The sequence below is a fragment of the Streptomyces sp. NPDC107575 genome, assembly GCF_055657265.1.
On the sequence record NZ_JBVKBG010000004.1, the window covers coordinates 796,129 to 817,684 of the forward strand.

Genomic DNA, 21,556 nt, shown 5'->3' on the forward strand with positions numbered 1-21,556 from the left:
GCAGAGACCGGCGACTGGGGCATGACCATGAGCGACAACAAGAGCAACACCACCACGGCGGTCGCCGACGCGATCCCCGGCCAGCGCGACCGCGACACCGAGCCGCTGCTCCAGGTCCAGGGACTGCAGAAGCACTTCCCGATCAAGGGCGGCTTCCCGATCCGCCGCACCGTCGGCGCGGTCAAGGCCGTCGACGGCGTGGACTTCGAGGTCCACGCGGGCGAGAGCCTGGGCCTGGTCGGCGAGTCCGGCTGCGGCAAGTCGACCACGGGCCGCCTCCTGACCCGCCTGTACGAGCCCACGCAGGGCACGATCACGTACAAGGGCCAGGACATCAGCCACGCGAGCCGCAAGCAGCTGGCGCCGATCAGGTCCGAGATCCAGATGATCTTCCAGGACCCGTACGCCTCGCTGAACCCGAGGCAGACGGTCGGCTCGATCATCGCGGGCCCGATGGAGATCAACGGGATCAACCCGCCCGGCGGCCGGGAGAACCGGGTGCGCGAGCTCCTGGAGATCGTGGGCCTGAACCCGGAGCACTACAACCGCTTCCCGCACGAGTTCTCCGGCGGTCAGCGCCAGCGCATCGGCGTCGCCCGCGCGGTGGCCCTCGAGCCGAAGCTGATCGTGGCGGACGAGCCGGTCTCGGCGCTCGACGTGTCGATCCAGGCGCAGGTGGTGAACCTTCTGCAGGAGGTTCAGCGGGAGATGGGCATCGCGTTCGTCTTCATCGCCCACGACCTGGCCATCGTGCGGCACTTCTCGCAGCGGGTCGCCGTGATGTACCTCGGCAAGATCATGGAGATCGCGGACCGCGACTCGCTCTACAACCGGCCGCGGCACCCGTACACGCACGCGCTGATGTCGGCCGTGCCGGACGCGGACCTCGACGCCGACAAGCGGGAGCGGATCCGCCTGGAGGGCGACGTGCCCTCCCCGATCATGCCGCCGTCCGGCTGCCGGTTCCGCACGCGGTGCTGGAAGGCGCAGGACAAGTGCGCCACGGAGGAGCCCCCGCTGGTCCAGCTCGGGGGCAGCGAGTCGGGCCACCTCACGGCCTGCCACTTCCCGGAGGACCCGAGCATCGAGGCGCGTGCCGAGGACATCGTCCTCGACCCGGCCCTCGCGGCCCTGGAGGACGACGACAAGTCCTGACCCCCGGCTTCTTCCGCTGCCCGGCCCGGTGTTCGCACCGGCGCCGGGCAGCGGCATGTCGGGGCCAGGGGCCGTCGTCCCCCTTGCCCTCAGATGGGTGACACAACAGGCGTATCCGGTCCTTCACGGTTCCAATAGGCGCAAGGCTCGTCCCCGTACCGCCTCTGGAGGACTTTGATGCGCCTCGGCCTGCGTACCGGCGCCCTGGCCGCCGCCCTGGTGTTGGGCGTGCCCTGGCTCGCGTCCTGCGGTGCCACGGCCACCGAGTCGGGCATCGTGCGGGCGAAGTGGGGCGACCCGCAGAACCCGCTGGAACCCGCGAACACCAACGAGGTCAACGGCGGCAAGGTCCTCGACATGATCTTCCGGGGACTCAAGATCTACGACCCCGAGACGGCCGAGCCCAAGTACGCCGTCGCCAAGTCGATCACCAGCGACGACGCGCAGAACTTCAAGGTCACGCTGAAGGACGGCTGGAAGTTCGCCGACGGCACGAAGGTCACCTCGCGGTCCTTCGTCGACGCCTGGAACTACGCCGCCTACCTGCCGAACGCGCAGATCGGCGCCGACTTCTTCGGCTACATCGACGGCTACGACAAGGTCCACCCCGTCAAGGGGAAGCCCACCGCGAAGAAGCTGTCAGGGCTCAAGGTCGTCGACGACACGCACTTCACGGTCAAGCTCAATCAGAAGTTCTCGCTCTTCCCGGACATGCTCGGCTACGCCGCCTTCTCCCCGCTGCCGAAGAAGTTCTTCACCGACCACGACGCGTGGCTGGAGAAGCCCTTCGGCAACGGTCCGTACGAGGTCACGAACTACGAGCGCGGCGGCCGCATGCAGCTGCGCCTCAACGACCAGTACAACGGCACCAAGCCCCGCAACAAGGGCGTCGACCTGCTCGTCTACACCGACGACAACACCGCGTACACGGATGTCGTGGCCGGCCAGCTCGACGTGACCGACGCCGTCCCCGCCGAGCAGCTCAGCAATCTCCACAAGGACATCGACAACCGGTACATCAACACCCCGGCCGGCATCATCCAGACGCTGATGTTCCCGATGTACGACAAGGAGTGGGCCACCGCCGACGCCCTCAAGGTCCGCCGGGGCATCTCGCTCGCCATCAATCGCGAGCAGATCACCGACAAGATCTTCCAGAAGACCCGGATCCCGGCGAAGGACTGGACGTCCCCGGTCCTCCGCGAGGAGGGCGGCTACAACCCGGAGATCTGCGGCGACCGCTGCGAGTACAACCCCAAGGAAGCCAAGCGGCTGATCGACGAGGGCGGCGGCTTCCCGCACGGCAAGCTCGTCCTCAGCTACAACGCCGACACCGGCAACCACAAGCAGTGGATCGACGCCATCTGCAACAGCATCAACCGGGTCATGGGCAACTCGAAGTCCTGCGTCGGCAATCCGGTGGGCACCTTCGCCGACTTCCGTACGCAGATCCAGAGCGGCAAGTTCACGGGCCCGTTCCGCAGCGGCTGGCAGATGGACTACCCGCTGATCCAGAACTTCCTGCAGCCCGTCTACACCACGGGCGCCCCCAGCAACGACGGCAAGTGGAGCGACAAGCGGTTCGACGCGCTGATCAACAAGGCCAACGCGGACCCGGACCCGAAGAGCGCGATCAAGGACTTCCAGGACTCCGAGCGGATCCTCGCCGAGCAGCTGCCGGCGATCCCGCTCTGGTACCAGAACGGCACCGCCGTCTACGGGACCCGCGTGCACGACGTGAAGCTCAACCCCTTCAGCGTGCCGGTCTTCGAGGAGATGACCGTCAGTGACTGAGAACCGCGACCGCTCGGGTGACCTGAGGGAGGTGCCGTGGGGCGTTATGTGATCCGACGGCTGCTGCAGATGATCCCGGTGTTCATCGGCACCACGCTGCTGATCTTCCTCATGGTCAACGTCATGGGCGACCCGACCGCGGCGCTCTGCGGCGACAAGGCCTGCGACCCGGCCACCCAGGCGGCGCTGCGCGAGCAGTTCCACCTCGACAAGCCGCTGGCGCAGCAGTACCTGATCTACCTCGGCAACATCTTCCAGGGCGACTTCGGCACCGCCTTCAACGGGGACTCCGTCGCCGACCTGATGCTGCGCGCCTACCCCGTCACCATCAAGCTGACGTTCGTGGCGATCGTCTTCGAGATCGTCATCGGCATCGGCCTCGGCGTCATCACAGGACTGCGCCGCGGCAAGCCCATCGACACGGGTGTGCTCGTCCTGACCCTGGTCGTGATCTCCGTGCCGACGTTCGTGACCGGCCTCGTCGCCCAGCTCCTGTTCGGCATGCAGTGGGGGATCGTCAAGCCCTCGGTGGCGTACGAGGCGCCGCTGAGCGAGCTGATCCTGCCGGGCCTCGTCCTCGCCTCGGTCTCCCTCGCGTACGTGACCCGCCTGACCCGCACGTCCGTCGCCGAGAACGCCCGCTCCGACTACGTCCGCACCGCCGTCGCCAAGGGCCTGCCGCGGCGCCGCATCATCTGGCGGCACCTGCTGCGCAACTCGCTGATCCCGGTGGTCACCTTCATCGGCACCGACATCGGCGCCCTGATGGGCGGGGCCATCGTGACCGAGCGGATCTTCAACATCCGCGGCGTCGGCTACCAGCTCTACCAGGGCATCCTGCACCAGTCCTCGCCGACGGTGGTCGGCTTCGTGACCGTCCTGGTGATCGTCTTCCTGCTCGCCAACCTCATCGTCGACCTGCTCTACGCCGTCCTTGACCCGAGGATCCGCTATGCCTGAGCCCGTCACCCCGGTCACCGTCGAGGCCCAGCTGACGCCGGGCACGCCCGAGGGCGGCGGCGCGGAGGGGCCCGCGCGCTCCCTGTGGTCGGACGCCTGGCGCTCGCTGCGCCGCAACCCGGTCTTCATCGTCTCGGCGCTCATCATCCTGTTCCTGGTGATCGTCGCGATCTGGCCGCAGCTCCTCGCGAGCGGCGACCCCAACGACTGCGACCTCGCGCACGGCCAGGACACCTCCACCGCGGGACACCCCTTCGGCTACGACGCCCAGGGCTGCGACGTCTACACGCGCACCGTGTACGGGGCCCGGGCCTCGATCACCGTCGGCGTGTGCGCGACGGCCGGGGTGGCGCTCCTCGGCGGGATCCTCGGCGCGCTCGCCGGGTTCTTCGGACGGTGGGCGGACGCCCTGCTGTCCCGCGTCGCCGACATCTTCTTCGGCATCCCCGTCATCCTCGGAGGCCTGGTCCTGCTGTCGGTGGTCACGTCGACTACGGTGTGGCCGGTGGTCGGGTTCATCGTGCTGCTCGGCTGGCCGCAGATCTCCCGCATCGCCCGCGGCTCCGTCATCACCGTCAAGGAGAACGACTACGTGCACGCGGCGCGCACCCTCGGCGCCTCCAACTCCAGGATCCTGTTGCGCCACATCCTGCCGAACGCCGTCGCCCCGGTGATCGTCGTCGCGACCATCGCGCTCGGTACGTACATCGCCCTGGAGGCGACGCTCTCGTTCCTCGGCGTCGGCCTCAAGCCGCCCGCGGTCTCCTGGGGCATCGACATCTCCAACGCCGCCCCGTACATCCGCAACGCCCCGCACATGCTGCTGTACCCGGCGGGCGCGCTGGCCCTCACGGTCCTGGCGTTCATCATGCTCGGCGACGCGGTGCGCGACGCCCTCGACCCCAAGCTGAGGTAGTCGCACATGGCTCTGCTGGAAGTACGCGACCTGCACGTCGAGTTCCGTACGCGCGACGGCGTCGCCAAGGCGGTCAACGGCGTCAACTACACCGTCGACGAGGGCGAGACGCTCGCCGTCCTCGGCGAGTCCGGATCCGGCAAGTCCGTCACCGCGCAGGCCGTGATGGGCATCCTCGACATGCCGCCGGGCCGGATCGCCGGCGGCGAGATCCTCTTCAAGGGCCAGGACCTCCTGAAGCTCAAGGAGGAGGAGCGGCGCAAGATCCGCGGCGCCGAGATGGCGATGATCTTCCAGGACGCGCTGTCCTCGCTGAACCCCGTCCTGAGCGTGGGCGAGCAGCTCGGCGAGATGTTCGTCGTCCACAAGGGGATGTCGAAGAAGGACGCGCGGGCCAGGGCCGTCGAGCTGATGGACCGGGTGCGCATCCCGGCCGCGAAGGAGCGGGTGAGCCAGTACCCGCACCAGTTCTCCGGCGGCATGCGCCAGCGCATCATGATCGCGATGGCGCTCGCCCTGGAGCCCTCGCTGATCATCGCGGACGAGCCGACGACCGCTCTCGACGTCACCGTGCAGGCCCAGGTGATGGACCTCCTCGCCGAACTCCAGCGCGAGCTCAACATGGGGCTCATCCTCATCACCCACGACCTGGGCGTCGTCGCGGACGTCGCCGACAAGATCGCCGTCATGTACGCGGGCCGGATCGTCGAGCAGGCGCCGGTGCACGAGATCTACAAGGCGCCCGCCCACCCGTACACCAAGGGCCTGCTCGAATCGATCCCGCGCCTCGACCAGAAGGGCCAGGAGCTCTTCGCCATCAAGGGGCTCCCGCCGAACCTCATGAACATCCCGCCCGGCTGCGCCTTCAACCCGCGCTGCCCGATGGCGCAGGACGTGTGCCGCACGGACGTCCCGCCGCTCGCCCGCGTATCCGAGGACCGTCGCAGCGCCTGCCACTTCTGGAAGGAGACGCTCGATGCCGCAACACGGTAAGCACGTGAGCAAGGACGACCTGAAGCGCGAGGGCAGGATCGCCGAGCACCTCCTCCACAAGGCCCAGGCCGAGAACGACTACGCGCAGAACGGCTCGGTCTCGGGACACGAACCCCTCCTCCAGGTCCGCGGCCTGACCAAGCACTACCCGCTCACCCAGGGCGTCCTCGTCAAGAAGCAGATCGGCTCGGTGAAGGCCGTCGACGGGGTGGACTTCGACCTGGGGCAGGGCGAGACGCTCGGCATCGTGGGGGAGTCCGGCTGCGGCAAGTCGACCGTCGCGAAGATGCTGGTGAACCTGGAGCGCCCCACGGCCGGCGTCATCACGTACAAGGGCGAGGACATCACCACGCTGTCGGGGCGCGCCCTGAAGGCGGTCCGCCGCAACATCCAGATGGTCTTCCAGGACCCGTACACGTCCCTGAACCCCCGGATGACCGTCGGCGACATCATCGGGGAGCCGTACGAGATCCACCCCGAGGTGGCCCCGAAGGGCGACCGCAGGAAGAAGGTCCAGGACCTCCTCGACGTCGTCGGGCTCAACCCCGAGTACATCAACCGCTACCCGCACCAGTTCTCCGGCGGCCAGCGCCAGCGCATCGGCATCGCGCGCGGGCTCGCGCTGCGCCCCGAGATCATCGTCGCGGACGAGCCGGTGTCCGCGCTCGACGTGTCGGTGCAGGCGCAGGTGGTCAACCTCCTGGACCGGCTCCAGAACGAGTTCGACCTCAGTTACGTCTTCATCGCCCACGACCTGTCGATCGTGCGGCACATCTCCGACCGGGTCGGCGTGATGTACCTGGGCCGCATCGTCGAGATCGGCTCGGACGCGGAGATCTACGACCACCCGACGCACCCCTACACGCAGGCGCTGCTGTCCGCGGTGCCGGTGCCCGACCCGGAGGCGCGCGAGGGCCGCGAGCGCATCCTGCTCGCCGGTGACGTGCCCTCGCCGGCCAACCCGCCCTCCGGCTGCCGCTTCCGCACGCGCTGCTGGAAGGCGCAGCAGAAGTGCGTGGACGAGGTGCCGCTGCTGGCAGTGCCCGAGGTCTTCAAGGGCGGCGACACCCCGGCGAGCCACCCGTCGGCCTGCCACTTCGCGGAAGAGAAGCACGTCGTGCCGACGGAGTAGGGACCTGACGGGTCTTTACACGCGGGCAACGCGGCCGAAGCGGCGCCGATACGCGACCGCGCCAGAGTGTGTCGCGTACGGCCGTGCGGGTGCCGTAGAGCCGGGCCGGAGCACGCCATGTCGCTCCGGCCCGGACCTGTTCCGAGGCAGGCCTCAGAGCCCCAACGACCGCTTCAGGAAGTCGACCTGGAGCAGCAGCAGATTCTCGGCGACCTGCTCCTGCGGCGTCATGTGGGTCACGCCCGACAGTGGGAGCACCTCGTGCGGGCGGCCGTCCGCGAGCAGCGCGGAGGACAGCCGCAGGGCGTGCGCCACCACCACGTTGTCGTCCGCGAGCCCGTGCACGATCAGCATCGGCCGGTGCTGCTCGGCGGCCTCCGTGAGCCCGTCGTCGGTCACCACGGAACTCTTCGCGTACGTCTCCGGGGACATGGCCGGGTCGCCCAGGTAGCGCTCCGTGTAGTGCGTGTCGTACAGCCGCCAGTCCGTGACCGGGGCGCCCGCGATGCCCGCGTGGAAGACGTCGGGGCGGCGCAGCACGGCGAGCGCCGACAGATAGCCGCCGTAACTCCAGCCGCGCATCGCGACCTTGGACAGGTCGAGCGGGAACCGGTCGGCGAGCGCGTGGAGCGCCGTGACCTGGTCGTCGAGGGTGAGCGTGAAGTCGCCGTGGATCGACTTCTCGCGGCCGGGGGAGATGCCGGGTGTGCCGCGGCCGTCCGCGACGATCACCGCGAAGCCCTGGTCGGCGAACCACTGCGAGGTCAGATGCGGGTTGTGGGCGGCCACGACGCGCTGCCCGTGCGGGCCGCCGTAGGGATCCATGAGCACCGGCAGCGGCCCGTCCCCCTCCGCGTACGAGGAGGGGAGCAGCACGGCGCACGGGATGCCCGCCGCCTCCGTGAGCGTCACGCGCGGGGTGAGGAGGGGGCGCTCGGCGTGCGAGGCGATGAGGACCGCCTTCTCGGGGGTCTTCCCCTCGCGCTCCACGCGCGCCCGTGCGCCGGGTGAGTCGGGTGTGGCGGAGACGAGGACCGTCACGTCACCGGAGCGGACCGCGGAGTGCACGCCGGGCTCCGCGGAGACGCGCTGCGTGCCGAGTTCGTTGACCCGGTAGACGTGCACCTCGCCCGTCTCGGGGGACTCGGCGTCGGCCCCCGCGGAGGCGGAGACGAGGACGTCGCTCTCGCCCACGTCGAGCACCGCGCGCACGTGCAACTGGGGCCCCGTCAGCGGCCGCTCGCCCACCGCGAGGACCCGCGCGCCGCCCTCGTCGGCGATCCGCACGAGCTGCCCGCTCGGCGACCAGCACGGCACGCCGGGCAGCAGCTCCAGCCACTCGTCGTCCTCGTCGGCGTGCACCATGCGCGTCGAACCGTCGTCCGTGTTCACCGCCAGGTAGAGCGCGCTGCGCTGGTCGCGGGCCTGGACCAGGAGCAGCGGGGCACCGTCCGCGGACCAGTGCACGCGCGCCAGGTACGGGTATGCCTTGCGGTCCCAGGTGATCTCGGTGCGGGAGCCGTCGAGGTCGTAGGCGAACAGGCGCACCTCGGCGTTGGGCGTGCCGGCACGGGGGTAGGCGACGCGGGCCGGCTCCCGGTCCGGGTGCGCGGGGTCGGCGATCCACCAGCGCCGCACGTCCGCGTCGTCGGCGCGGGCCACGAGCAGCCGGTCCGAGTCGGGCGACCACCAGTGGCCGCGGTACCGGGACATCTCCTCCGCCGCGGCGAACTCTGCGAGCCCGTACGTCACGGTCTCCGACTCCGGCTCTGCGAGCGCCCGGTCGTCCTCGCCCTCCGCGCCGACGACGCGCAGCGCACCCTTGGAGACGTACGCGACGTGCCGCCCGTCCGGGGAGGGGCGGGGGTCCAACACGGGACCCGGCACCCGCAGTTCGCGCGCGGTGCCGACCCGCAGCTCCGCCGTGAACAGGCGCCCCGACAGGGCGAAGGCGGCCAACTCGGCGGCGGCGTCCGTCGCGTAGCCCACGATGCCCGCGCCGCCCTCCCGGCTGCGCTCGCGCCGGGCCCGCTCCTCGGCCGAGAGGTTCTCCGCCGCCCCGCCGAGCAGGGCCACCGGATCGGCGGCCACCCGTTCCTGACCAGCCGCCACGTCAAGCACCCACAGCGCGTTCGCCCGATCGGTACCCGAGGAGGAACGCAGAAAGACGACACGCTCACCGTCCGGCGCCACGGTGAAGGCCCGCGGCGCCCCCAAGGTGAAGCGCTGGGTACGCGCGTGCTGACGGGGGAAGGTCTCGATGGTCATTGATGAAGCCTAGGGCCCTCCTGGCGGATCCGGCTGGGTTCGGACGGCCGTGAACAATCGGTCGCGACTCCAGCGGGATCCGCCAGGAGGGCCCTGGGGAGAGATGTGGCGTGCGCGCCCCCGTGCGCTCCCGGTCGCATCGGGTGCTCCCTGATCGCGACTCGTGCGCGGGCACGGATAGTTATGATCGTTAGCAGTGCGTGGGTACGAGTCCGTCGGCGACCGGATCACTTTGGAGGAGGACCGCTGTGGCACTCTCGATCTCGGCCGTGGTGCTGTTCGCGATCATCGTCTTCATCCTGATCAAGAAGTCGGGACTGAAAGCGGGGCACGCGGTCGTGTGCGTGCTCCTCGGCTTCTACCTGGCGAGTTCGTCCGTCGCTCCCACGATCAAGGAGCTGACGACGAACGTGGCGGACATGGTCGGCGGCATCAAGTTCTAGCCGCGCCCGGTGTCGGTGGGGCGTTCTAGGCTGGGGGCATGACGGAAAAGCCAGGTCGGCGCCTGCTCCTCGTGCACGCCCACCCCGACGACGAGTCGATCAACAACGGCGCCACCATGGCCAAGTACGCCGCCGAAGGCGCCCAGGTCACCCTGGTGACCTGCACGCTCGGCGAAGAGGGCGAGGTCATTCCGGACGAACTGGCCCATCTCGCCCCGGACCGGGAGGACATCCTCGGCCCGCACCGGATCGGCGAGTTGGCCGCCGCCATGAAGGAGCTCGGCGTCACCGACCACCGCTTCCTGGGCGGCCCCGGACGCTTCCGCGACTCCGGAATGATGGGCGCCCCGCAGAACGAGCGGGAGGGCGCCTTCTGGGCCGCCGACCTCGACGAGGCCGCGGCGCACCTCGTCGCCGTGATCCGCGAGACCCGCCCGCAGGTCCTGATCACGTACGACCCCGACGGGGGGTACGGGCACCCCGACCACATCCAGGCCCACCGCGTCGCGATGCGCGCCGCCGAGCTCGCCGCCGAGACCGCCTTCCGGCGCGACCTCGGGGAGCCGCACGCGATCGCCAAGGTCTACTGGAACCGCGTGCCGCGCTCGGTCGTCGAGGACCGCTTCCGGTGGCTGGCGGGCGTGCTCGACACCACACCCTTCGGCGTCGCCGCCGTGGTGGCCGACGTCCCGGGCGTCGTCGACGACGGGCGGATCACCGCCGAGATCGACGGACGGCCGTACGCGGAGCGGAAGGCGGCCGCGATGCGCGCGCACGCCACGCAGGTCGCCGTGCCGGACGACCGCGGCGTCTTCGCGCTGTCCAACAAGCTCGCGCAGCCGCTGTTCGACATCGAGTACTACGAGTTGGTGCGGGGCGAGCCCGGATCGCCGTACGAGAAGGACCTGTTCGAGGGTCTCGAGGGAGTGACCGAGCGATGAGCGGCGACAAGAACCGGCGGGCCGCGGCGTCCAGCGGAAAGGCGGCCCCCGCCGGGGCGGCCGCGCAGAACGTCGACCTGCCCTTCAGTTTCAGCGGGTTCGGCGCCGCGCGGACGGCTGTCCTGCTTGTCCTTTTCGTCCTCGGTGCGGTCGTCGCGGTCGGCGGCGCGCTGGTCCAAGGGGGCTGGTTCCCGGGCGGGTTGCTGCTCGCGCTCCTCGGGGCGGCCGGTCTGTTCCACGGGGGCGCGCGTGTGGCGGGCGGTCGCGCGGGCGCCGTCGCACCGGCGGCGGGTTGGGTGCTGGCGGTGATTCTGCTCACCGCGAGCCGCCCCGAGGGCGACTTTCTGTTCGGCGCGGGACTCGGCTCCTACCTCTTCCTCCTCGGAGGGATGGCCGTGGCTGTGATGTGTGCCACCTTCTGGCTGCCGGGGCAACCACCCGTGTCCGCCTCCCGACTTGGGAAGTGACGGAGCACCTTGGGGCGTCGTGCGGCGCCCGCCGTTCCGGATTCGTCATCCGTCGCACCGTGACTTCCGGCGGCGGACAGTATGGTGGTGCGCGCCGCCGAGCAGCCCGCGCGAGGTCGAGACGGGCGGCGGAGCCAACCGGGAGAACCTGCCTTGAGTCGTGAAACTGACAGTTCGTCCTCCGGGCCCCAGGGGCGCGGCGCTGCCGCCTACCCGTCGGGGACGCCTCCGTACGGATCGCCCGCGCAGGGCGCGGCGTCCGACGACGCCGGTCCGACGCCGCCGGGCGACCACGGCGCCCCGGAGTCACCGAAGACCGAGACGACGCTGACGACCCGGATCCGGATCAACATCCCCGGTTCCCGGCCGATCCCGCCTGTCGTCATGCGGACGCCGATGAGCGATGTCGACGCCAATCCGGACAGCGGCGCCGGCAAGCGGGCCGACGCCGGCCCCGCCGCCCCCGCGCCGGACGCGACGCAGGGCGGCCGTCCCGCGTCGCCGCCCTCGTACGGCGGCCAGGCGGACCAGGGCCAGGCGCCCGCCGCCCCCGAGGCGTCCGCGCCCGCCGCTCCCGCGCCGCAGCGCGAGGAGAAGACGAGCGACTGGTTCGCCCCGCGCAAGCCGCGCGGCGGAGCGGGCGGCCCGGCGACCGGCGCGGTGCCGACGGTCGGCACGAGTGGCCCGGCCACCGGCGCGCCCACGCCGCCCGCCCCGGGTGCCAACGGGAGCAAGCCGTCCGGCACTTCGGGCGGCCCGCTGGGCGGCCCCACCGGCGGCTCCGCCAACGGCCCCATGGGCGGCCCGTCCGGCGGCTCCTCCGGCGGGTTCGACGTGTCCGGCGCCGTGGCGGCGGGCCCCCTCGGCTCGGGAGGCGCCTCGGGCCCCCGCGACGACCTGCCGTTCTTCTCCGCCAACACCAACGCCAACCAGGACCCGGGCGCGCCCGACCGCGGCGAAGGCCCCACCGGGCCCGCGGGCCCCACCACGGGCCCGGCCGCGGGCGACGGCCCGATGGTCCCGCCGAGCGCCCCCAACCCGCCGGTCCCCGGCGCCGGTCAGTCGCCGCCGCGGATGAGCGACGACACCGCGATCCTCACGCCGCAGAAGCCGGCCCCGGAGCCGCCCGCGGGCGGCAACAGCGGCAACGTCTCCGGTGACACGCTCACCAGCGGCATGCGCGTCGTCCCCTCGGCCGGTGGCGGCCCCAAGAAGCCCGGCGCCTCCGACCCGTTCCAGCAGGGCCCGGACGGCCCCGCCGTGCACACCCCGCCGAAGCTGCCCGACCCGGTGCCGTCCACCCCGGCGCCGAAAAAGAAGAAGGGCCGCAACAAGCTGGTGCTGCTCGGCGCGGGCGTCGTCGGCCTCGCCGGAGTCGCGTACGGCGCGGGCCTGTTGATGAACCACGCCGACGTCCCGAAGGGCACCACCGTCGCCGGCGTCGACATCGGCGGCGGCACCCGCGACGAGGCGACCACCAAGCTGGAGAACGCCCTCGGCAAGCGCACGGAGCAGGCGCTGAAGCTGCAGGTCGGCGGCAAGACCGTCGCGATGCGGCCGGCCCAGGCGGGCCTCTCCTTCGACACCGCGTCGACCGTGGCCGCGGCCGCGGGCAGCGACTACAACCCGGTCTCGGTGATCGGCTCGCTGTTCGGCAACGAGCGGGTCGTGGCCCCCGTCATGCCCGTCGACGAGGAGAAGCTGGCCGCGTCCCTGCAGCGGGCCGCGGGCGGCGCCGCCGCGTCCGGCGACGGCACGATCAAGTTCGAGCCGGGCAAGGCCGTCCCCGTCTACGGCAAGACCGGCAAGGGGCTCGACATCGCCCAGTCGGTGTCCGCCGTCAAGGACGCGTACCACGCGCAGATCGAGACCGGTGCCTCCGGAGCGGTCCCGCTGGCGACGTCGACGCACAAGCCGACGATCTCGGACGCCGAGGTCGACCGGAAGATGCAGCAGTTCGCCGAGCCCGCGATGTCCGGTCTGATCACGGTCAAGGCGGGCGGCGCCTCGATCCAGTTCGGCCCGGACAAGTCGCTGCCGAAGATCCTGAGCGTGCAGCCGGTCAACGGGAAGCTGGTCGAGAAGTACAACCTCCCGGAGCTCAAGAAGCTGTACGGCACGACCTTCGACGGCGTCCTCGTCACCCGCGGCACCGGCAAGAAGACGCCGGTTCAGCCCACGGACGTGGCCGCCGCCATCGGCAAGGCGCTGCTCGGCAAGACCGCCGCCGAGCGCACCGCGGAGATCCAGACGAACGCCTCGTAGCTCCGCCCGCGCACCCGCGTCACGAGTCCCGCATGACATCCGTCATGCGGGACTCACGCTTGTCGGCACTGCCGCGCACCCCCGCCCACCGGCGACGCTGAATGCCATGACGACACACGCAGCGGTCACCTTCAGCGGGGTGACGAAGACGTACGGCACCGTGCGGGCGGTCGACGGCCTCGGCCTCGAACTGCACGCGGGTGAGACGGTCGCCCTGCTCGGCCCGAACGGCGCGGGCAAGTCCACCACCCTCGACCTGCTCCTCGGCCTGCGCCCCGCCGACACCGGCGAGGTCCGCGTCTTCGGCACGAGCCCGCGCGAGGCGATCACCGCGGGACGGGTCGGCGCCATGCTGCAGAGCGGCGGCCTGATGGACGAGGTGACCGTGCGCGAACTCGTCCGGCTCGGCTGCGCCCTGCACCCGAAGCCGTACCCCGCCGACGAGGTGCTGGCCCGCGCGGGCCTCACCGGGATCGCCGACCGCAAGGTCAACAAGCTCTCCGGCGGCCAGGAACAGCGCGTCCGCTTCGCCCTCGCCACGGCCGGCGACAGCGACCTCATCGTCCTCGACGAGCCGACGACCGGCATGGACGTGAGCGCACGGCAGGCGTTCTGGGCGACCATGCGCGAGCAGGCCGAGCAGGGCCGCACGGTGCTGTTCGCCACGCACTACCTGGAGGAGGCAGACGCGATCGCCGACCGCGTCCTCGTGCTGCACCGCGGCCGCCTCCTCGCCGACGGCACGGCCGCCGAGATCAAGGCGAAGGCCGGCGCCCGCCGGGTCTCCTTCGACCTGGAGGGCCCGATCGACGAGGCCGCCATCGGGCAACTCCCGTTCCTGACCGGCGTGTCGATCAGCGGCCACACCGTCCGCATCCAGTCCACCGACGCCGACGCGACCGTGCACGCGCTCTACGGGCTCGGCGTCTACCCGCGCAATCTCGAAGTCGCCGGACTCGGCCTGGAACAGGCCTTCGTGGCGATCACCGAGGCCGAGGAGGCCAAGGCCCGATGAACAGTCTGATCAAGCTCGAACTCACCCGCGCCCTGCGCAACCGGAAGTTCCTGTTCTTCTCCGTGATCTACCCGTCCGTGCTGTTCCTGCTGATCGCGGGCAAGGCCGACACATCGACCATGGTCGACAGCACCGGGCTGAACCTGCCCGCCTTCATGATGGTCTCGATGGCCTCCTTCGGCGCGCTCACCGCCGTCCTCATGGGCAACAGCGAGCGCATCGCGAAGGAGCGGGAGAGCGGCTGGGTACGGCAGTTGAGGCTCACCACGCTGCCCGGGCGCGGCTATGTCCTCGCGAAGACGGCGAGCGCGGCCGTCGTCTCGCTGCCGTCCATCGTGGTCGTCTTCGTCGTGGCCGCGGCCTTCAAGGACGTACGGTTCGACGCCTGGCAGTGGCTCGCGCTCACCGGCGCGATCTGGGCCGGCAGCCTCGTCTTCGCCGCGCTGGGCGTCGCCATCGGCTACCTCGCGTCCGGCGACGCCGTCCGGCCGATCACGATGATCACGTACTTCGGGCTGTCGATCCTGGGCGGCCTGTGGATGCCGACGACGAGTTTCCCGCAGTGGCTGCGGGACATCGCGGAATGGCTGCCCACCCACGCGTACGCTGCCCTCGGTCAGGCCATCGAGCTGGGCGGCGCGCCCGAGGCCAAGGACGTCGCGCTGCTCGTCGCGTACTTCCTGCTCTTCGCGGGCGGCGCGGCCTGGCTGTACCGGAAGGACACGTTGAAGGCGTGAGCGAGCGCGTGAACGAGCCAGGACAGTGGGCGGAGGCCGGCCGCGCGCCGGAGAACCGTCGCGAGCTGTTCGTGAAACTGCTGTGGATCGGCATGTGGCTGGTCTTCCTCGGCGACCCGGTCGGCGATCTGCTGGCGGGCCACCACAGCACCGTGGGAACCGTGCTCGGCTGGGCCGGGCTCGGGGCGTTCACGCTCACGTACCTGGTGCTGGTGTTCCGGCACACGAGCCGCCCGCTCGCCCGCGCCGTCGTGCTCGTGGTGCTCGGCGTCCTGCCCGTGATCGCCTGCGTGCTCTGCCTGACGCTCGGCGAGCCCTGGCTGGTGCTCTTCGTGTACGTCGCCGTCGGCTGCGGGGCCGTCCTGCCCATGCGGCAGGCGCAGATCACGATCCTCGTGGTGACCGGCGTGATGGTGGCGCTCGCCGTGCACCTCGGCGTGGGCCCCGACATCGGTCTGGTCGTCCCCGCGCTGCTCGGCGGCTTCTCCATGACGGGCGTACGCCGACTGGTGCGCACGACACGGGAACTGCGCCAGGCCCGCGCCCGGGTCGCCCAGCTCGCCGCCAACGAGGAGCGGCTGCGGCTCGCCCGCGACCTGCACGACCTGCTCGGCCACTCCCTCTCGCTCATCACGCTCAAGAGCGAACTGGCGGGCCGGATGCTGCCCGACCATCCCGACAAGGCGGCCGACCAGGTCGCCGACATCGAGAAGGTCAGCCGGCAGGCCCTCGTCGACGTGCGCGAGGCCGTCAGCGGCTACCGGCGCGCCCGCCTCGGCACCGAACTCGCGGGCGCCCAGGCCGCGCTGACCGCCGCCGGCATCGCCGCGGACGTGCCCTCCGAGGCCCCCGAGCTGGCCGAGGCACAGGAGACGGCGCTCGCCTGGACGCTGCGCGAGGCCGTCACCAACGTCGTACGGCACAGCGGCGCGCACCGCTGCGTCGTCGACGTCACCCGGCGCGAGACCCTCGAAGGGCCGCGCGTCGAACTGACCGTGGAGGACGACGGTTCGGGCCCTTCGGGCACACCCCCGGGCAACGGCCTCACAGGCCTCGCGGAACGCCTCACGGCGGCAGGCGGCACGCTGGAGACGGACGTCGCGCGCGGCGGAGGTTTCCGTCTGGTGGCCCGGGTCCCGGCCGCCTCCGTAGGATCCGCCGCATGAGCACGATCAAGGTGTTGCTTGCCGAGGACCAGTCGATGGTGCGCGAGGCGCTCGCCGCGCTGCTCGGCCTCGAGGCGGACATCGAGGTCGTCGCGCAGGTCGCACGCGGCGACGAGGTGGTGGCGGCGGCCCGCGCGCACGCCGTGGACGTGGCGCTCCTCGACATCGAGATGCCCGGCTGTACGGGCATCGAGGCGGCGGCCCTGCTGCGCGAGGCGCTCCCGGAGCTGAAGGTTGTCGTGCTCACCACCTTCGGCAGGCCCGGCTATCTGCGCAGCGCCATGGAGGCGGGCGCCGCCGCGTTCCTGGTCAAGGACGCCCCCGCGGCGCAGCTCGCCGCGGCCGTACGGAAGGTCCTCGCGGGCGAGCGCGTCATCGACCCCACGCTGGCGGCCGCGGCCCTCGCGGAGGGCGCGAACCCGCTCACCGACCGCGAGCGCGAGGTGCTGCGCGCGGCGGCGGACGGCCGCACGAACGCGGAACTCGCGGCCGCGCTGCACCTGTCGCAGGGCACCGTCCGCAACTACCTGTCGGTGGCGATCCAGAAGCTGGCGGTGCGCAACAGGGCGGAGGCGGTGGCCGCCGCGCGGGAGAAGGGCTGGCTGTGACCCCCGGCGGTCCCGGTCCGGTCGCTCAGTTCAGCATCGCGCGGGCCGCCCGCGCCTGCTCCCGCACCGACTCCGCCGCCGTCTCGTCGACGGCCCCGACCACCTCCGCGTACGCCTCCAGCTCCACCGCGCCGTTCACGAAGTCCCCGCGGCGCACGAGGAGCTGGGCCCGCTCGTAGCGCAGGCGCGCCGGGTGCGCGGGCAGCAGCAGCGACAGCTCCACGGCCCACAGCGCCACATCGGAGCGCTCGGGCCGCGTCGCCGCCCACGCCCGGATGTTGTTGAGGATCCGCAGCACCACGTCCAGCGGATCGGCGGGCTGGAGCATCGAAGGATCCAGCGGGCCGCCCGTCGCCCCCGCCACGAGCGTCTGCGCGTCGGCCCCCGTCAGCACCCGCCCACCGTCGAACGGATCGGCCAGCACCTGCTCGTCGGCGGGGCCAAAACCGACCACGAAGTGCCCCGGCAGGGCCACCCCGCACACCGGCGCCCCGGCCCGCCGTGCGACCTCGATCCACACCACCGACAACAGGATCGGCAGCCCTCTGCGGCGCCGCACGACCTCGTGCAGGAGGGACGACTCAAGGCGCTGGTAGTCGTTCGGCGTGCCGTGGAAACCGGTGCGCGCGCCGAGCAGCTCCGCGCACGCGGTGGCCCAGGCGTGCGGCGAACCGGGCCGGTACGGCAGCCGTCCCGCGAGCTCGTCCAGTTCGATCTGCACGGCGTCCATGCTGGCCTCGTCGAGCGAGGCGTCGCCCTGCGCGGCGAGCAGCAGGCACAGCTGCGCCAGATCGGGCCGCTCGGCCCGCGCCTCCTCGGCGAACCGCCGCCGCAGCTCCGTGGAACGGGGGGAAAGGTGGGGGGACATACGTGCCTCGTGCCCTCTCAGGCCGATCGATACGGCAGCAATCGGTACGGCGTTCGTCGCTACGGCATCAACCGTCACGCCGTTCCGGAGCACGGTAGTGGTGGTACGCGTGATGCGTGGCGAAACCCAGGCGGTCGTACAGGGCGCGCGCCCCCTCGTTCTCCGCCTCGACCTGGAGCCAGGCCGCCGACGCGCCCTCGTCGAGCGCCTGCCGGGCCAGCGCCGTCATCACGTCCGTGGCGAGCCCCTGGCGCCGCTGCGCGGGGTCGACCTCGACGGCGGCGAACCCGGCCCACCGCCCGTCGACCACGCACCGCCCGATCGCGGCGGGCACGCCACCGTCTCCCGGCACGGTCGCGAACCACACCGAGGGCCCGGCGCACAGCACCTTCAGCGCGACCTCGCTCGCTCCCTTGCGCTGGTACCGCGCGAGCCACGCCTCGTCCGGCTCACGGCTCAGCAGCACCCGCGGCGCGTCCGGCGCGTCACCGATGGGCGCGAGCGCGGCGATCCGCAGCTCGGCGCTCACCTCGCGCGCCCAGCCGCGCTCCTCGAGGGCCGCGCACAGAACCTCCTGCGCCCCCTCGGCCCCGGTCGCCGTCTGCGCGTACGCCGGAAGGCCACGGGCCGCGTACCACTCCTGTACGTGGCTCAGCGCGTCGTCGAGCGGACGTCCCGGGTCCCCCAGAGGGAGCACGGAGTTGGCCCGCCGGGTGAATCCCTCGGCGGCCCTCAACTCCCACTCGCCCAGCCGCTCGCTCTCGATCGGCCGCCAGGCGCGCGAGGCGACGCGGGCGAGCTCCGGATACGTGGCGGAGGGGCCCCGGCGGCGGGCGGGCGCCGCGGGCACGACCTTGCCCGCGACCAGCGCGGACTCCTCGATCCGCACGCCTTCACCGTTCTTCTGTGTGATGAGGAGCACACCGTCGTTCCACGATGTGAGAACCCCGACGGTGTCGGTGAACTTTCGACCCGCGGAACCGTCCCCGCTCACCCGTCGCACAGAGACGCGTTTCCCCACGTCATCGGCTGAAATGCGAACTTCCAGGCGTCCGCCCGCAGTGAATTCCACAGCTCGCCCCACCCCTCCTGTTCGGATCATGGCCAGGAACGGAGATACTAGAGGCGGGCATCGACGACGCCGCGCTCCCGCGCGCCAGGCGGCGGAGCCTGCGGAGGCCCGCCAGCGCCCTATCGAGGAGGAACGACAGCGTGACCTACGTCATCGCGCAGCCTTGTGTCGACGTCAAGGACAAGGCGTGCATCGAGGAGTGCCCGGTCGACTGCATCTACGAGGGCAAGCGGTCCTTGTACATCCACCCGGATGAATGCGTCGACTGTGGTGCCTGTGAGCCGGTCTGCCCGGTCGAGGCGATCTTCTACGAGGACGACACTCCTGAGGAGTGGAAGGACTACTACAAGGCGAACGTCGAGTTCTTCGACGACCTCGGTTCGCCCGGTGGTGCCTCGAAGATGGGCCTGATCGACAAGGACTACCCCTTCATCGCCGAGCTGCCGCCGCAGAACCAGTAATTTCCGAGTTCAGCGGTACGCACAGGCGCTGCCCCGGTCCCGTACGGCTCTGACTGCCGTACGGGACCGAGGCATTTGTTTCACCACCCCGTAAGAGAGCGAGCTGACCAGGTGTCCTCCGTCCCGGCCCCCATCGACCGCATCCCCGCCTTCCCCTGGGACAAGCTCGAGCCGTACAAGAAGACGGCCGCGGCGCACCCGGACGGCATCGTCGACCTCTCCGTCGGCACGCCCGTCGACCCGGTTCCCGAGCTGATCCAGAAGGCGCTGGTCGACGCCGCGGACTCGCCGGGCTACCCGACGGTCTGGGGCACCCCCGAGCTGCGCGACGCGCTCGTCGGCTGGTGCGAACGCCGCCTCGGCGCCCGCGGCTTCGACCACACGAACGTCCTGCCGGTCGTCGGCTCCAAGGAGCTGGTCGCCTGGCTCCCCACCCAGCTGGGCCTCGGCCCGGGCGACAAGGTCGCCTACCCGCGGCTCGCGTACCCGACGTACGAGGTGGGGGCCCGCCTGGCCCGCGCGGACTACGTCGTCTACGACGACCCGACCGAGCTCGACCCGACCGGTCTGAAGCTCCTGTGGCTCAACTCCCCGTCGAACCCCACGGGTCGCGTCCTCGCCAAGGACGAGCTGAAGCGCATCGTGGACTGGGCGCGCTCGCACGGCATCCTGGTCTTCTCCGACGAGTGCTACCTGGAGCTGGGCTGGGAGGCCGACCCGGTCTCGGTCCTGCACCCGGACGTCAACGGCGGCTCGCACGAGGGCCTGGTCGCGGTCCACTCGCTCTCCAAGCGCTCGAACCTGGCGGGTTACCGCGCGGCGTTCATCGCGGGCGACGCCTCGGTGCTCGGTCCGCTCCTCCAGATCCGCAAGCACGGCGGCATGATGACCTCCGCGCCGACGCAGGCGGCGGTCGTCGCGGCGCTCGGCGACGACGAGCACGTGCGGGTGCAGCGGGAGCGCTACGCGGCCCGCCGCGAGGCGCTGCGCTCGGCCCTGCTGGCCCACGGCTTCCGCATCGAGCACAGCGAGGCGAGCCTGTACCTCTGGGCCACCCGCGACGAGTCCTGCTGGGACACGGTCGCCGCGCTTGCCGACCTCGGCATCCTGGTGGCCCCCGGCGACTTCTACGGCGAGGCCGGCGCCACCTTCGTCCGCGTGGCCCTGACGGCCTCGGACGAGCGGGTGGCGGCGGCGGTGACACGTCTGACCTGAGGCGACGCGGACGGGGGACGGGGCGGGCGGAACGGGAGGGCGCGGAACGGGTCGGTGCCGACCGGGACGGCGGCGGAGCCGGACGAAACCGGGCCGACTCCGCCGCCCGGCACTCCCGTTTCTCTCTCCGCCCCCGGCCTATCTCCCACCCACCCGCCCCCTCCGGGGGCGTCGGCCTCACGGGGCGCCACAACCTGCCGCCGCCACGGCTCCCCGCCCACCGCGGTCGACCTCACCCCGCCTCGGGCCATCTGCCGAGGGAACGCCTCCCCTCCCGTTGCGGTCGGCCGCCCCCGCCTCGGGCCATCTGCCGAGGGAACGCCTCCCCTCCCGTTGCGGTCGGCCGCCCCCGCCTCGGGCCATCTGCCGAGGGAACGCCTCCCCACCCGTGACGGTCGACCTCCACCGCCTTGGGCAATCTGCCGCCTTGGGCGGCAGGGTGGGCAAGGCGGCGCCCCGGTGCCGCGCAACGAGGGTGACGGGCCTCGGCCCCGGCGAAGTGCCAACCTCCGGTGCCGCGCGCCAATTGCGTAGGCCCCGGCCACGGCCCGGCAGCAAAACGGGGCACCAGGAGCAGAAACGCTCCCGGCACCCCGTTCGGGTCACACCAAGGGTCAGCCGATCGGGAGGCCGCCCAGCGAGTCGGTCGGGAGGCCGCCACCACCCACCGGCAGCCCGCCGTCCGTCGCGGTCCCGGCCGTCTCGCCGAGCACGTCACCCGCGCTGCCGGCCACCCCGCCCGCGGTCTTCTGCGCGGCCGGCACGGCGGTCTTCGCGCCGGAGCCCACGACCTTGCCCGCCGCCGGAACGGCCTTCTTGACGGCCTTGCCGCCGGTGGCACCGGCGGTACCGCTGACGTTCTGCGCCGCACCGTCGACCGTGCTGCCCACGTGCGCACCGTCCAGGGCGGTCACGCCGCCCAGGTTCGACGTGGCCGGAAGCTCGACGGCGCTCGCGGAGCCGGCCGCACCGACCACGGGCGCCGCTCCTGCCGCTACGAGCAGCGCGGCACGGGCGATCCGGCGGGTCAGGGGGAGGGACATGATGCTCCTTAAACGGGAGAGAACGTTGGGTGCCCGG

20 protein-coding genes are annotated in these 21,556 nt (G+C 71.6%); 16 read left to right on the forward strand and 4 right to left on the reverse strand.

Features of this window, described 5'->3' with window-relative positions; all coding sequences use genetic code 11:
* The first annotated feature begins 27 nt into the window (after positions 1 to 27).
* The 6 genes from ACZ7L4_RS23305 (at position 28) to ACZ7L4_RS23330 (ending at position 6,950) form a co-directional block, all read left to right on the forward strand.
* The gene (locus tag ACZ7L4_RS23305) at positions 28 to 1,155 is read left to right on the forward strand and encodes an ABC transporter ATP-binding protein (RefSeq protein ID WP_450811068.1); all 1,128 of its coding nucleotides are present in this window, start codon (positions 28 to 30) and stop codon (positions 1,153 to 1,155) included.
* A 177-nt stretch (positions 1,156 to 1,332) separates the two neighbouring features.
* Positions 1,333 to 2,949, forward strand: coding sequence for a peptide ABC transporter substrate-binding protein (locus ACZ7L4_RS23310; protein ID WP_472105171.1), 1,617 nt, complete (start codon positions 1,333 to 1,335; stop codon positions 2,947 to 2,949).
* Between the two features lie 36 nt (positions 2,950 to 2,985).
* Positions 2,986 to 3,909 (forward strand): ABC transporter permease, encoded by a 924-nt coding sequence (locus ACZ7L4_RS23315; protein WP_399237364.1) that lies wholly within the window; start codon positions 2,986 to 2,988, stop codon positions 3,907 to 3,909.
* Positions 3,902 to 4,825: an ABC transporter permease gene (locus ACZ7L4_RS23320; RefSeq protein WP_422409488.1), complete on the forward strand. Its 924-nt coding sequence runs from the start codon at positions 3,902 to 3,904 to the stop codon at positions 4,823 to 4,825. The genes ACZ7L4_RS23315 and ACZ7L4_RS23320 overlap by 8 nt, the downstream gene beginning before the upstream one ends.
* Positions 4,826 to 4,831: 6 nt before the next feature.
* The gene (locus ACZ7L4_RS23325; protein WP_472105173.1) at positions 4,832 to 5,818 is read left to right on the forward strand and encodes an ABC transporter ATP-binding protein; all 987 of its coding nucleotides are present in this window, start codon (positions 4,832 to 4,834) and stop codon (positions 5,816 to 5,818) included.
* The gene (locus tag ACZ7L4_RS23330) at positions 5,802 to 6,950 is read left to right on the forward strand and encodes an ABC transporter ATP-binding protein (RefSeq protein WP_472105175.1); all 1,149 of its coding nucleotides are present in this window, start codon (positions 5,802 to 5,804) and stop codon (positions 6,948 to 6,950) included. The genes ACZ7L4_RS23325 and ACZ7L4_RS23330 overlap by 17 nt, the downstream gene beginning before the upstream one ends.
* A 153-nt stretch (positions 6,951 to 7,103) precedes the next feature.
* On the opposite strand, the gene ACZ7L4_RS23335 is transcribed toward ACZ7L4_RS23330, so the two are convergent.
* On the reverse strand, positions 7,104 to 9,218 hold the full coding sequence (locus tag ACZ7L4_RS23335) for a S9 family peptidase (RefSeq protein WP_472105177.1): 2,115 nt from the start codon (positions 9,216 to 9,218) through the stop codon (positions 7,104 to 7,106).
* 248 nt (positions 9,219 to 9,466) lie between these two features.
* Here ACZ7L4_RS23335 and ACZ7L4_RS23340 point away from each other — a divergent pair, with 248 nt between their 5' ends.
* The 8 genes from ACZ7L4_RS23340 to ACZ7L4_RS23375 all read left to right on the forward strand — a co-directional run bounded on the left by ACZ7L4_RS23340 (position 9,467) and on the right by ACZ7L4_RS23375 (position 16,860).
* Positions 9,467 to 9,661 (forward strand): hypothetical protein, encoded by a 195-nt coding sequence (locus ACZ7L4_RS23340; RefSeq protein WP_351333402.1) that lies wholly within the window; start codon positions 9,467 to 9,469, stop codon positions 9,659 to 9,661.
* Between the two features lie 38 nt (positions 9,662 to 9,699).
* Positions 9,700 to 10,602: an N-acetyl-1-D-myo-inositol-2-amino-2-deoxy-alpha-D-glucopyranoside deacetylase gene (gene mshB, locus ACZ7L4_RS23345; RefSeq protein WP_472105179.1), complete on the forward strand. Its 903-nt coding sequence runs from the start codon at positions 9,700 to 9,702 to the stop codon at positions 10,600 to 10,602.
* Positions 10,599 to 11,069 carry a DUF6113 family protein gene (locus tag ACZ7L4_RS23350; RefSeq protein WP_472105181.1) on the forward strand — a complete coding sequence of 157 codons (471 nt, stop codon included), beginning with the start codon at positions 10,599 to 10,601 and terminating at the stop codon, positions 11,067 to 11,069. Before mshB ends, ACZ7L4_RS23350 begins: the two co-directional genes overlap by 4 nt.
* A 153-nt stretch (positions 11,070 to 11,222) precedes the next feature.
* Positions 11,223 to 13,334 (forward strand): hypothetical protein, encoded by a 2,112-nt coding sequence (locus ACZ7L4_RS23355; RefSeq protein ID WP_472105183.1) that lies wholly within the window; start codon positions 11,223 to 11,225, stop codon positions 13,332 to 13,334.
* 106 nt (positions 13,335 to 13,440) lie between these two features.
* Positions 13,441 to 14,349: an ABC transporter ATP-binding protein gene (locus tag ACZ7L4_RS23360; RefSeq protein WP_472105185.1), complete on the forward strand. Its 909-nt coding sequence runs from the start codon at positions 13,441 to 13,443 to the stop codon at positions 14,347 to 14,349.
* Entirely contained in the window at positions 14,346 to 15,086 is a 741-nt protein-coding gene (locus ACZ7L4_RS23365; RefSeq protein WP_472105187.1) for an ABC transporter permease, read from the forward strand. Before ACZ7L4_RS23360 ends, ACZ7L4_RS23365 begins: the two co-directional genes overlap by 4 nt.
* Positions 15,087 to 15,178: 92 nt before the next feature.
* Positions 15,179 to 16,252: a sensor histidine kinase gene (locus tag ACZ7L4_RS23370; RefSeq protein WP_472105652.1), complete on the forward strand. Its 1,074-nt coding sequence runs from the start codon at positions 15,179 to 15,181 to the stop codon at positions 16,250 to 16,252.
* The gene (locus ACZ7L4_RS23375; protein WP_472105189.1) at positions 16,249 to 16,860 is read left to right on the forward strand and encodes a response regulator transcription factor; all 612 of its coding nucleotides are present in this window, start codon (positions 16,249 to 16,251) and stop codon (positions 16,858 to 16,860) included. The genes ACZ7L4_RS23370 and ACZ7L4_RS23375 overlap by 4 nt, the downstream gene beginning before the upstream one ends.
* Before the next feature lie 25 nt (positions 16,861 to 16,885).
* Here ACZ7L4_RS23375 and ACZ7L4_RS23380 read toward each other — a convergent pair whose 3' ends face one another.
* Both ACZ7L4_RS23380 and ACZ7L4_RS23385 read right to left on the reverse strand, forming a co-directional pair.
* A complete protein-coding gene (locus ACZ7L4_RS23380) occupies positions 16,886 to 17,728 on the reverse strand; it encodes a transglutaminase family protein (protein WP_472105191.1) in 843 nt (280 codons plus the stop codon).
* 67 nt (positions 17,729 to 17,795) lie between these two features.
* Complete coding sequence (locus ACZ7L4_RS23385; RefSeq protein ID WP_472105193.1) at positions 17,796 to 18,800, reverse strand: GNAT family N-acetyltransferase; 1,005 nt, start codon at positions 18,798 to 18,800, stop codon at positions 17,796 to 17,798.
* A 140-nt stretch (positions 18,801 to 18,940) separates the two neighbouring features.
* Here ACZ7L4_RS23385 and fdxA point away from each other — a divergent pair, with 140 nt between their 5' ends.
* A complete protein-coding gene (gene fdxA, locus ACZ7L4_RS23390; RefSeq protein ID WP_385763672.1) occupies positions 18,941 to 19,261 on the forward strand; it encodes a ferredoxin in 321 nt (106 codons plus the stop codon).
* Between the two features lie 111 nt (positions 19,262 to 19,372).
* Positions 19,373 to 20,476 carry a bifunctional succinyldiaminopimelate transaminase/glutamate-prephenate aminotransferase gene (locus ACZ7L4_RS23395; protein WP_472105195.1) on the forward strand — a complete coding sequence of 368 codons (1,104 nt, stop codon included), beginning with the start codon at positions 19,373 to 19,375 and terminating at the stop codon, positions 20,474 to 20,476.
* Between the two features lie 614 nt (positions 20,477 to 21,090).
* On the opposite strand, the gene ACZ7L4_RS23400 is transcribed toward ACZ7L4_RS23395, so the two are convergent.
* Positions 21,091 to 21,519, reverse strand: a complete 429-nt coding sequence (locus ACZ7L4_RS23400) for an ATP-binding protein (RefSeq protein WP_472105197.1) — start codon at positions 21,517 to 21,519, stop codon at positions 21,091 to 21,093.
* Positions 21,520 to 21,556: the final 37 nt, after the last annotated feature.

What these genes read in the sequence shown, in the direction of transcription:
- ACZ7L4_RS23325 (WP_472105173.1), top strand. Translation starts at nt 4,832, where the DNA reads ATGGCTCTGCTGGAAGTACGCGACCTGCACGTCGAGTTCCGTACGCGC.
- ACZ7L4_RS23335 (WP_472105177.1), bottom strand. Translation starts at nt 9,218, where the DNA reads ATGACCATCGAGACCTTCCCCCGTCAGCACGCGCGTACCCAGCGCTTC.
- ACZ7L4_RS23305 (WP_450811068.1), top strand. Translation starts at nt 28, where the DNA reads ATGAGCGACAACAAGAGCAACACCACCACGGCGGTCGCCGACGCGATC.
- ACZ7L4_RS23330 (WP_472105175.1), top strand. Translation starts at nt 5,802, where the DNA reads ATGCCGCAACACGGTAAGCACGTGAGCAAGGACGACCTGAAGCGCGAG.
- ACZ7L4_RS23365 (WP_472105187.1), top strand. Translation starts at nt 14,346, where the DNA reads ATGAACAGTCTGATCAAGCTCGAACTCACCCGCGCCCTGCGCAACCGG.
- mshB (WP_472105179.1), top strand. Translation starts at nt 9,700, where the DNA reads ATGACGGAAAAGCCAGGTCGGCGCCTGCTCCTCGTGCACGCCCACCCC.
- ACZ7L4_RS23310 (WP_472105171.1), top strand. Translation starts at nt 1,333, where the DNA reads ATGCGCCTCGGCCTGCGTACCGGCGCCCTGGCCGCCGCCCTGGTGTTG.
- ACZ7L4_RS23360 (WP_472105185.1), top strand. Translation starts at nt 13,441, where the DNA reads ATGACGACACACGCAGCGGTCACCTTCAGCGGGGTGACGAAGACGTAC.
- ACZ7L4_RS23320 (WP_422409488.1), top strand. Translation starts at nt 3,902, where the DNA reads ATGCCTGAGCCCGTCACCCCGGTCACCGTCGAGGCCCAGCTGACGCCG.
- ACZ7L4_RS23375 (WP_472105189.1), top strand. Translation starts at nt 16,249, where the DNA reads ATGAGCACGATCAAGGTGTTGCTTGCCGAGGACCAGTCGATGGTGCGC.
- ACZ7L4_RS23370 (WP_472105652.1), top strand. Translation starts at nt 15,179, where the DNA reads ATGTGGCTGGTCTTCCTCGGCGACCCGGTCGGCGATCTGCTGGCGGGC.
- ACZ7L4_RS23380 (WP_472105191.1), bottom strand. Translation starts at nt 17,728, where the DNA reads ATGTCCCCCCACCTTTCCCCCCGTTCCACGGAGCTGCGGCGGCGGTTC.
- ACZ7L4_RS23400 (WP_472105197.1), bottom strand. Translation starts at nt 21,519, where the DNA reads ATGTCCCTCCCCCTGACCCGCCGGATCGCCCGTGCCGCGCTGCTCGTA.
- ACZ7L4_RS23350 (WP_472105181.1), top strand. Translation starts at nt 10,599, where the DNA reads ATGAGCGGCGACAAGAACCGGCGGGCCGCGGCGTCCAGCGGAAAGGCG.